Source organism: Aurantimonas sp. C2-5-R2, assembly GCF_036549495.1.
GTDB classification, from domain to species: domain Bacteria; phylum Pseudomonadota; class Alphaproteobacteria; order Rhizobiales; family Rhizobiaceae; genus Aurantimonas; species Aurantimonas coralicida_A.
Genome location: NZ_JAZHLJ010000105.1, coordinates 1 through 9,109, shown reverse-complemented (window position 1 = coordinate 9,109; position 9,109 = coordinate 1). Strand labels below are relative to the sequence as shown.

Below are 9,109 nucleotides of genomic sequence, written 5' to 3'. Positions count from 1 at the left end.
CGTCTGGATCAATCCGCCCAACAACAAGCTCCAACTCCAAGCTTAATCTATCGCTCCGGCTGTCTCACATTCGTTGACACGCTCCGGCAGCGACGGCACCCGATTCCGTCACCGTGAAGACCCCGGCAAGAATCCCGCCAACGAGGATGGCGGGTGTCAACAGGGCAGGCAGGGCCTGCGCAGTGGCTTTTCCAAGGGTCTTCCAGGCGAAACTTCCCCCGTCTTTAGGAGCCTTGGTACGAACTTCGTAGGCGACCATTCCCATGAAGCCGAGCGCCATTATCAAGCCTGGAATGATGCCGCCAACAAAAAGGGCGCCGACGGGGACACCGGCGCTGATTCCGTACACGATCATGATCACGCTCGGTGGGATGATCGGTCCCACCGTCGAGGAAGCTGCAGTCAGGGCGATCGAGAACCGGCGTTCGTAGCCCGCTCGCTGCATAGTCTCGATCTCGACTGCGCCGAGTCCACCCGCGTCCGCGACTGCAGAGCCCGAAATGCCCGCGAATAGGAACGAAGCAAGGACATTCGCGTAAGCGAGTCCGCCACGCAGATGCCCGAGGACTGCCGTGCCGAAATGTAAGAGACGGGCGGTCGCTCCGCCCTCATTCATTGCCTTGCCTGTGAGAATGAAGAAAGGAAGCGCCAGCAATGTGTAGGAATCGACTCCTTTCGCCATCATCTGTGTAAAGCTCTCGAGCGGCAGATCGGCGAGGAAGAAGTAGAGAATGGTGGTGCTTGCGAGCGCGAAAGCAATCGGAAGCCCTATCAGCATAAGAAGTATTACAAGGCCGATTAGCATGAACAACATCACGAGACCTTTACTCTATTCCTGTACGCCTGCTTGTCATCGCAAGCAGAGCATACTGGAAGGCATGTTGACCAGAGAATATCGCGATGAACACGCCGCCAACTGGGATCGGCAAATAGAACAAATTGCGTGGGAACCCGAGGCTGGTGGATGTATCGCCTCCACTCGCTTGGTAGAATTTCCAGCCGTACCAGACAAGAATGCAAGCCGTGGCGCAAATGACCGTATTGATCAGGGCGCGCATTACGAGGCAAATTTTTTCTGGCACCCATATCAGTAGAGAATCGACGCTCATAAAGGTTTCGGTGCGAGCTGCTGCTCCGGCGGCCAGAAAAGTTACCCAGATAAGCAGCAATCGCGAGATCTCTTCACTCCAAGCCGTGGAATCACCGACAACGTATCGCATAAACACCTGAAGCCATGCTAGGACGAGAACGGCGAGGAGAACGAAACCTGCGATACTCTCTAGCACACAACCCAAATTGGCTCGATGTTCTTTCCGTATCTGCAACAATCCTCGAAGCACTGAAAATCTCCCGCGTGATTGGCGCAGCGAGGACCCGAAGACCCTCGCTGCCGGCATAAGGACGACCTTGTGAAGGAGACCCTCAGCGCGAGTCTTGCGCCTGCTCGGACTCATCCTCTCGGGAAGCCGCTTCGGTAACGCGCTTGTAAAGTTCGCGTCCCCAAACATCCATATTCCGCTCGAAGACCGGCTGGATGGCCTGCCGGAAAGCCTCAACGTCAGTCTCAGCAAACTCGACACCGCCCTCCTCAAGCTGCCGCCGCAACTCATTCTCCTGCTCAAGCACAAGCTTGTTGTTGTATTTGCCGGCCTCCTTCGCCGCATCAACGATCATCGTGCGCGTCTCCTCTGGCAGCTGCGAGAGGAAGTTCGCGTTGGCGATCATGACGTTGGCATAGATGTAGTGATTGGTCAGGTTGATCGTCTTGGCAAGGTCAGTAAAACCACCATTGATCATCCAGTCTAGCGGAAGCTCGACCGAGTCGACCACACCCGTGCTCATCGCCGAATAAGCTTCCGGAAAGGCCAGTGGCACAGGATTCGCGCCCATTGCCGTCCATAAGTCGTTGTAGATCGGCACTCCCGCCGTGACTCGAATTTTGATGCCGCTCATTTCCGCAGGATTGGTCGCGGGGTTGGCGGTCAGAGTCTGCCGTGCTCCCTGCTGCCAGTTGGCAGCGATCACCTCGATGCCCGTCGTGTCACGATACTCGGCCCAGAGATCGTTGCCGATTGGTCCCGTGAGGACCGCATTCATGTGCTCGCGGTCTTCCCAAAGATAATACATGTTCAGGATGTCGAGTTTCTTGAGCTTGCCGCTCGTAACGGGCGTTCCGATGTTCGCCATCTGGATAGTTCCAAGGGCAACCTGATCCTGAAGCTCGATCTCGCCACCGAGTTGCCCGCCGGGATAGACGGTGACGGCCACGTTGCCATTCGAGCGCTCCTCGACGAGTTCCTTGAAACGCTGCGAGGCCAAGGTGACCGGATGTTCCGCCGGTGCAATCAGGCCGAGACGGATATTGACGTCCGCAGCATCGGCATTCCCGGTGGCGAAGCCGAAGAAAAGCACGGCTGCGGCCATGGCTTTCCCTGTTCCGAACACGGAATGACGGAGACTAACAACTGATGTGATGTGCATGGTATTTTCTCCCTTAATGTGTCTGATGCTGGTCAGGTGCCGCCTCCCTGGCGGTGCGGTCGCGCGGTGTTGCGCGAAATGCTGGTCTCCTTCAGAAAACTCAGCATTGTCACGAGATCGTCTTCCGTGCCGAAGGAGCCGGGTTTAGTGAGCCAGACAAGGCCGTCAAACGGCCCTCCCTGTACGTGTGCCATCGGGGTTCCCGGCAGAATTTCGGTTCCCTCAAGCCGAACGCCAGTGGCCTTGAGCAGCTTGAACACGCAATGAGCGGTCCATCCGCCGGAAAGAACGACACCGCCGGTCAGGGGCAAGAGCGGCTCTACCACCGCCTGCAGCATGCGTTCCAGGAATGCCGGTATGTTTCTATACGAGATGCCCCGCTGCTTTGCCGCGGCGCGCAGTTGGTCAACCGCATCGGGCGCCTGCGCGGTGCACAGAACGACATCTTCACCTCGGGCTAACGCCTCCTGGGCCCGCAAGCGATAGGGTCTTGCGAGCGCCTCGTCATCGGATACAAACAGATCTTCGCCAAGACAGAGAGGCAGAACGCAGCAACGTCCGAGGTCCTCGGCCCTCGCTATCTGCCGGCGGGTCATCTCGCTTGGCGAGCCAGCGATGACGAGTGAGGCAGATGTGGCTTCTCGTGCCCGCTTTTGCGGACAGAGGACCTCGCCAAGGCCATAGGAACCAGCAAAGAAGCGGAAGCCCGAGTCCCGCGCTGCCGACACGACAACATTGAGGTCATGCCAGGTACTGCTATCGGCGATGATAACACCAGGCTCCATCTTTCCGAGCGCCTCGCGCACTGCGAGAGAGCCTCCCTCGACGATGTTCAGCTCGATCTGATGCACGGGCCGCCGGCTTTGCGACCGCAAGATTGATGGCACGTGGCTCGTAGCGACCGCGCTCGTTGGATCGTCGGCACTGCGGCGCGAGATCAGGGGTTCGCCATTCACTAACTGGTACCCCCCGACAGTAAGCCTGCCCATGCTCGGCGCTGCAGGTACGAACAAGCAACGGTCGAATCCAAACACGTCCGCGATGGCATCGATTTCCGCGCCCATCGGACCGCGGAGCAGCGAATCAGTCTTCTTGACGACGATGCCCGGTGAAAGAAGGCGAACTGCTTCGGCGGCGGCACGGTTGCGTTCCCCGGCGGCGGCCGGATCCAGATATCGGCTCTCGGTGTCGATTACCACCACTTCAACATCGGGCTCGAGCCGCCCGACCGCTTCCGGCTCTTGGACCAGCAGTGTTTTCAATCCTCGCCGCGCGAACTCGGCGCCGATGGCATTCCCGCCCGAAAAATCGTCGGTAAAGATGGCCACCTTACAACCCATTCGCGTAGCTCCTGGCCGCGCCGCTACGCCGGCCGGCAAGCTCTCCCGCAAGTAAAATAGCTCGTTCCATGACTGCCGGGCTGGCAATTCCCTTGCCGGCAATGTCGTAAGCTGTGCCGTGCCCGGCGGTCGTGCGGATGATCGGTGTGCCGGCAATGACCGTTACATACCCGTAGCGCTTCAGGGGGATGACACCCTGATCGTGATACATCCCCACAATACCGTCGAAGACGCCCTGATCAGCCTGATTGTAGAGGCTGTCCGCCGAGCCGGGCCCGGTGATGTCGAAACCTTCGGCCCGCAGCCGCTCGATGACCGGAATGACGTGCTCAATTTCCTCCTGGCCGAACAGACCGCCGTCGCCGGCATGAGGGTTGAGGCCGGCCACAGCGATCTTCGGCTGGTCAATGCCCCAGAGATCATGCAAGGATTGTTGCGTGCGCCGGATGACACGTTCGACACGTTCTTGCGTCACCATTTCGATGGCCCGGCGCAGTGACACGTGCGAAGATAGGAGGAAGACTCGCATCTTGCCGCCTGTAAGCACCGTAAAGAAGTCTGTGCTGCCGGTTTCTTCAGCAAAGATTTCTGTCTGACCGGGATAGTGGTGGCCGGCGGCGTGCATCGCCTCCTTATTGGTCGGTGCCGATGCGATGGCATCGATCCGCCCCTCGAGCGCAAGTCGCGCGGAGGTTCGGATATAGGTAACGAAGGCTTCTCCGCATGCAGCGCTGATCTTACCAAGCTCGAAGTCAGCGGGGGACAGGTTGCTCAAGTCGAGGACCTCGACAGTATTATCGTGCCATCGTGCCTCGCCTACGTCCTGGACGGCATGTATTCGTTGCTGGCTGGAGCCGAACCGCTTGACCGCCGCTTCCATAATCCGACGGTCGCCGATCACGATGGGGTGGCACTGCTGGCGTATCTCCATGCTTTCCAACGCCTTGACTACGATTTCCGGGCCTACGCCGGCGGCGTCGCCCATTGTGACTCCCACGATTGGCTTGTATTTCTGCATCATGAAACAACCATGCGCTGGGAAGCAGACTGAGGAGTATCGAGACCGAGCTTGCCGGGATTCATGAGATTCTCAGGGTCGAGCGCGCGCTTGACCCGCACGAGCACATCATGAGCGGTGCCCAGTTCTTCTTTCAGAAAGGGAGAGCGGACGGCGCCGATGCCGTGATGGTGACTGATGCTGCCCCCTAAGGCGAGGACACGGCGCATAACGAGGTTCCACACCTCCTCATAGCGCTGCCGCGTGTCATCGGGATTCTTTCCTTCAACGAAGAAGATGAAGTAAATTGCACCTCCGGTCGAATAGAAGTGCGAGAAATGCCCCATCGCCCGGCTGCACAAGGGTGCGATGTCCTGCATCACCGCCTCATAGACGGCTAATTGCAGAGACCAGGGCGCCGCGACCTCGATCGCATCCGCCATGCGGGTCGCGGCGCCGTTGCCTTCGACAAGCCAGCTTGCGTCAAAACGATGGGCCTCCCAAGCCCAACCGATCTCATCACCTAAGAACTCTGCGCCATGCTGCTCGGCGATTTTGCGGAAAACATTCTGTTCGGCTTCAGCCAGGACAGCTATGCCCTCATGGCCGCCGATCAGAAGCGGACGGCTTTCCCGCAAACCGATGCGTCCGTAGAGGCCCTGCGCTTCAATTCCGTCATAGAGTCGCAGAACCGCTGGACGGACGTGGCTGGCAAAGGCTTCCCGCACGGCGCGTATACCGGCGTTAAGATCCGGAAAGGCGTAACCACTAAACAGGCGCGTTTCGGCGATCGGGAACATTCGGAGCGTCGCGCGGCTGATCACGCCAAGCGTTCCCTCAGCGCCGATGAATAGCTGGGAAAGGCCTGGACCTGTCGCCGAACGAGGCACGGGCCGGAAATCCGCCACCTCGCCATCAGAGAGCACCACCCTGAGGCCGAGAATGAGATCCTCAATGCCGCCATACTTGCTGGAAAAGGTGCCCGTCGACTTGGTTGAAACTAGGCCGCCGACCGAGGCGAGATGTAACGACTGCGGATAATGCCCGAGTGTAAAGCCCCGCAAATTCAGAGCTTGTTCAAGATCGCCGCCGATCCAACCCGGATCGACGGTGACAGTGAAATTTTCCTCGTCGACGTCGAGGAGGTCGGACATGGCGCGGAGGTCGATTACGATCGCTCCGGAGGAGGATACCACTCCTCCCGTTACACCCGATCCCGCCCCGTAGGGTATCACCGCAAGACCGAAGCGTCCCGCAATGCGAACGGCCGCACTAATAGCCTCTTCGTCGCGCGGACGAACGACGCAGGCAGGACGGTGAGCACGCTTCTCCTCATCGCTCCATTTGGCGATCACCGGCCACCAATCCCCAGCATGCACATCAAGGTCGTCGCCCGCGGTTGACACCGCGCCGGACCCAAGTTCGCTACGTAGCGCTGTCAGCGCCTCATCATTTATATTCATCATTCCACTCTCGTCTTTCGTACGCATGGATCGTGGCCTCATGTCTCGGCGACCACCAGATCCAGCCCGGCGTCGCGAACTTGCTTACGGTCTGCCTCCGCAAGACCTGGATCGGTGATCCAACCCTGGACGGCTTCAAGAGAGGCGACCCGGAAGAAACTGGTGACTTGCCACTTCGAGCTATCCACCGCCGCCCAGGCCCGCGTTGCGCGGTGCATGGCTGCTCTCTTCACCTCGACACCGGTGGCACCGCTATTGGTCCAACCCGCCTTAAAATCAACGCCGGTGAAGCCCAGGAACAGCAGATCGAAACTCAGGATCTTGATTTGCTCGATCGCCGTAATTCCGGTCGCGGCCAGCGTCGTAGGATCGATCTGCCCACCAATCTGATGAAGGTCTATGGATGGCTCTGCCGCTAACTCCGTCACAATGTTGATCGCTTGAGTGACGACGCGGATATTAAGGCTTTCCTCGCGGGCACGGCGCGCCAAGGCGCGGGCAATTTCGGTGGTGGTGGTGCCTGCATCGATGAACACTGTGTGCCCCGACGCGACAAGATTGGCCGCAGCTCTGCCAATCTGGGCCTTCTCCGGCTGTGACTGCTTGGACCGAAGCCAGTAACCTGGATCTCCTCCCCCGCTGAGCACTGCTCCACCGTGGACCCTGCGCAACAGACCGCGTGTTTCCAACTCTCCGAGATCACGACGCAGAGTCATCTCAGACGCACCGAGGCGAGCGGCCAAGTCACGGATCGCAACCGAACCCTGGACACTCAGAAGGTCGAGAATGTGCTGCGTACGTTGATCTTTCATTATGCGGAATGATCTTATTGTTCGATTATGTTCGATTATGTTCGATTATGTTCGATTATGTTCGGATGTCAAGCGGCTGCCTATGACTGTGACAAACACGGCGACCCAGTCTCTGAGCTGAGAGCGTGACTGGGGAGGGTTTCCGACCGGTTCGGATTTGATTCAAGGCGGCGAACAGGGAAGTTCGCCATGCCAGTTCCGCTCCGCCAGCAGGCACTGGCAGGGCTTTCACGACGCCTGCCCAGGCGACCGGCGTCAGCACCATGAAGCTCAGCCAGCGCAAGCCGCTGGCCTTGACGAAGTGACCATGGCTGGAGCGGACGGGATCGCGATAGATGCCACGCGGCGTGATCCTGCGCCCCCACCGGCGTTCGATGGTATCGTCCATCCCGATGACCACGGGACGATCCGGCACGAGGCGGAAGCCACGATCGATTCCGCCAGGGCCTTTCTCTACGCCGCCTCGATCATGCTCCTCGTGCGTCGCATCGCCAGAGCTTCATGAGTTTCGAAACCGACTCTTAGTTCGGGACGCAGCCCAGCACTATTACTGCGAATAATATCGTGCGACCTACTTTGGCCGTCGAGTTGGTGGCGGATCAACGGCGCTCATAGGCGGTCGAACTCGATGCATCATGGGCCGGAGCAGCCTGTCGCTCATCCCTGTGGTCGACGCATCTCATTGACCTCAAGTCGCAGGGCGCGATACCAATTCCCGTCCCGGTTTCCGGGAGGGGGATATTGTATGAAATATGGTTGGCTGNTGGGTCGCCGCCGGCATGATCGAGGCCGCCAAGGGCTTCCGCAAGCTCAAGGCTCACAAGCAGCTGCCGATTCTGCGGGCCGCCCTCCTTGCCCATCAGCGCCAAAATGCCGAAAAGTTCATTGCCCCTGCTTCGAGGGCCGCGTAACGTTCAACCCGGCATCGCCGCTCAACGAAGTTCAACAACCTTCGGGACATCCCCCGGTCAAGGATCGATCCGGGCTGGTGAAGCGGGGTGATCGTGGTATCGTCTCTCATGGCGTATCGCTCCTTCGGGAGGTTCTGGCAGGCTTCAGCACCCGCCACGATACGCCGCCTTCTCAGGCCCCATCACCCATTTCCAGCCATAGCTCGGGACACGACCCCGGCACCCCTAGAGAGATGGCCTCGGGTATCCTCTGGCTTCTTTCCGATGAAGCCGATTATTGTGTCGGCACGAATCTGGAGATGTCAGGAGGACGATAGGGATCAATGGCGTTCCGTACAAAACAGGACCACGTGGCCGAAGTCCTGCGTGAACGCATTATATCTGGCGTTTACGAAAGAGGGGAGAAACTGCGACAGGGGGACATAGCCGAAGAACTTGAAGTCTCATTGACCCCTGTGCGCGAGGCCATGAAAATCCTGGAGGCTGAAGGGTACATTATTAGTATGTCGCACCGGGGCGTACTTGTTCCGCCCTTTTACGTCGAGCAAGCCGAAGAGCTTTTCGAGCTGCGCATGCTCTTGGAGCGGCGTCTGACCGAGAACGCCTTTAATCGGATGACGTCAGAGCGATTGGCCGAGTTGGAAGCGATTCAGGCAGAATACGCTACGGCGACCAGCTCTATGGATCGTAACCAACTTCGCTCAGCGAATTACCGGTTCCACTTCAGGATGTATGAGTGGGCTAACGAGCCTCAGACCCTGGCCTTCGTTCGAGTGCTGTGGGCGAAGTATCCGTTCCACTATCTTGACGCAATTAAGAGCCGAACCACAAGAGCGGTCAGAGAACACCAAGCCTTCCTTATACAGGCGCAGGCGGGAAACGTTGAAGGCGCGCTCGAAGCCATGGAAGAACATATCCGTGCAGGCTGGAAGGAATTTTCGCAGCAGCAGATCGTTAACGTCGCCTCACCGTAAACTTCAATCGGTCCGCCCGCCTGAGTGGTCCGGGGAAATCTTAGAGCCTGAGCGAAAAGGAGTTGAGCGATATCAGCAGGTTGTGATTCCCCTTCGTTGTCGAGACGTTGGAGGATCGAAATGGCCTGGGA

General features: G+C 58.7%; 9 protein-coding genes and 1 pseudogene. 3 read left to right on the top strand and 7 right to left on the bottom strand.

The window, feature by feature from the left end; all coding sequences use genetic code 11:
• Positions 1–64 precede the first annotated feature (64 nt).
• The 7 genes from VQ044_RS22405 to VQ044_RS22375 form a co-directional block, all read right to left on the bottom strand.
• Entirely contained in the window at positions 65–814 is a 750-nt protein-coding gene (locus tag VQ044_RS22405; RefSeq protein ID WP_331827783.1) for a TRAP transporter large permease, read from the bottom strand.
• 10 nt (positions 815–824) lie between these two features.
• The gene (locus VQ044_RS22400) at positions 825–1,397 is read right to left on the bottom strand and encodes a TRAP transporter small permease (protein WP_331827782.1); all 573 of its coding nucleotides are present in this window, start codon (positions 1,395–1,397) and stop codon (positions 825–827) included.
• Between the two features lie 25 nt (positions 1,398–1,422).
• Positions 1,423–2,424 (bottom strand): TRAP transporter substrate-binding protein, encoded by a 1,002-nt coding sequence (locus VQ044_RS22395; RefSeq protein WP_331827780.1) that lies wholly within the window; start codon positions 2,422–2,424, stop codon positions 1,423–1,425.
• A gap of 89 nt (positions 2,425–2,513) precedes the next feature.
• Positions 2,514–3,821 carry a four-carbon acid sugar kinase family protein gene (locus VQ044_RS22390; protein ID WP_331827779.1) on the bottom strand — a complete coding sequence of 436 codons (1,308 nt, stop codon included), beginning with the start codon at positions 3,819–3,821 and terminating at the stop codon, positions 2,514–2,516.
• Positions 3,811–4,806 (bottom strand): 4-hydroxythreonine-4-phosphate dehydrogenase PdxA, encoded by a 996-nt coding sequence (pdxA, locus tag VQ044_RS22385; protein WP_331827778.1) that lies wholly within the window; start codon positions 4,804–4,806, stop codon positions 3,811–3,813. Before pdxA ends, VQ044_RS22390 begins: the two co-directional genes overlap by 11 nt.
• A 32-nt stretch (positions 4,807–4,838) precedes the next feature.
• Complete coding sequence (locus tag VQ044_RS22380) at positions 4,839–6,284, bottom strand: FAD-binding oxidoreductase (RefSeq protein ID WP_331827777.1); 1,446 nt, start codon at positions 6,282–6,284, stop codon at positions 4,839–4,841.
• 35 nt (positions 6,285–6,319) lie between these two features.
• Complete coding sequence (locus tag VQ044_RS22375; protein WP_331827776.1) at positions 6,320–7,093, bottom strand: DeoR/GlpR family DNA-binding transcription regulator; 774 nt, start codon at positions 7,091–7,093, stop codon at positions 6,320–6,322.
• Positions 7,094–7,400: 307 nt separating this feature from the next.
• Here VQ044_RS22375 and VQ044_RS25900 point away from each other — a divergent pair, with 307 nt between their 5' ends.
• The 3 genes and pseudogenes from VQ044_RS25900 (at position 7,401) to VQ044_RS22360 (ending at position 8,978) form a co-directional block, all read left to right on the top strand.
• Positions 7,401–7,598 carry a hypothetical protein gene (locus VQ044_RS25900; RefSeq protein ID WP_442880729.1) on the top strand — a complete coding sequence of 66 codons (198 nt, stop codon included), beginning with the start codon at positions 7,401–7,403 and terminating at the stop codon, positions 7,596–7,598.
• A gap of 259 nt (positions 7,599–7,857) precedes the next feature.
• Positions 7,858–8,004, top strand: a pseudogene (locus tag VQ044_RS22365) (IS256 family transposase); the annotation flags it as partial.
• 323 nt (positions 8,005–8,327) lie between these two features.
• Positions 8,328–8,978 carry a GntR family transcriptional regulator gene (locus VQ044_RS22360; protein WP_331827775.1) on the top strand — a complete coding sequence of 217 codons (651 nt, stop codon included), beginning with the start codon at positions 8,328–8,330 and terminating at the stop codon, positions 8,976–8,978.
• Positions 8,979–9,109 lie beyond the last annotated feature (131 nt).

Excerpts from the sequence above, each read along its gene's own strand:
- VQ044_RS22375 (WP_331827776.1), bottom strand. The coding sequence starts at position 7,093 with ATGAAAGATCAACGTACGCAGCACATTCTCGACCTTCTGAGTGTCCAG.
- VQ044_RS22380 (WP_331827777.1), bottom strand. The coding sequence starts at position 6,284 with ATGATGAATATAAATGATGAGGCGCTGACAGCGCTACGTAGCGAACTT.
- VQ044_RS25900 (WP_442880729.1), top strand. The coding sequence starts at position 7,401 with ATGGCTGGAGCGGACGGGATCGCGATAGATGCCACGCGGCGTGATCCT.
- VQ044_RS22360 (WP_331827775.1), top strand. The coding sequence starts at position 8,328 with ATGGCGTTCCGTACAAAACAGGACCACGTGGCCGAAGTCCTGCGTGAA.
- pdxA (WP_331827778.1), bottom strand. The coding sequence starts at position 4,806 with ATGGGCGACGCCGCCGGCGTAGGCCCGGAAATCGTAGTCAAGGCGTTG.
- VQ044_RS22405 (WP_331827783.1), bottom strand. The coding sequence starts at position 814 with ATGTTGTTCATGCTAATCGGCCTTGTAATACTTCTTATGCTGATAGGG.
- VQ044_RS22400 (WP_331827782.1), bottom strand. The coding sequence starts at position 1,397 with ATGCCGGCAGCGAGGGTCTTCGGGTCCTCGCTGCGCCAATCACGCGGG.
- VQ044_RS22395 (WP_331827780.1), bottom strand. The coding sequence starts at position 2,424 with ATGGCCGCAGCCGTGCTTTTCTTCGGCTTCGCCACCGGGAATGCCGAT.
- VQ044_RS22390 (WP_331827779.1), bottom strand. The coding sequence starts at position 3,821 with ATGGGTTGTAAGGTGGCCATCTTTACCGACGATTTTTCGGGCGGGAAT.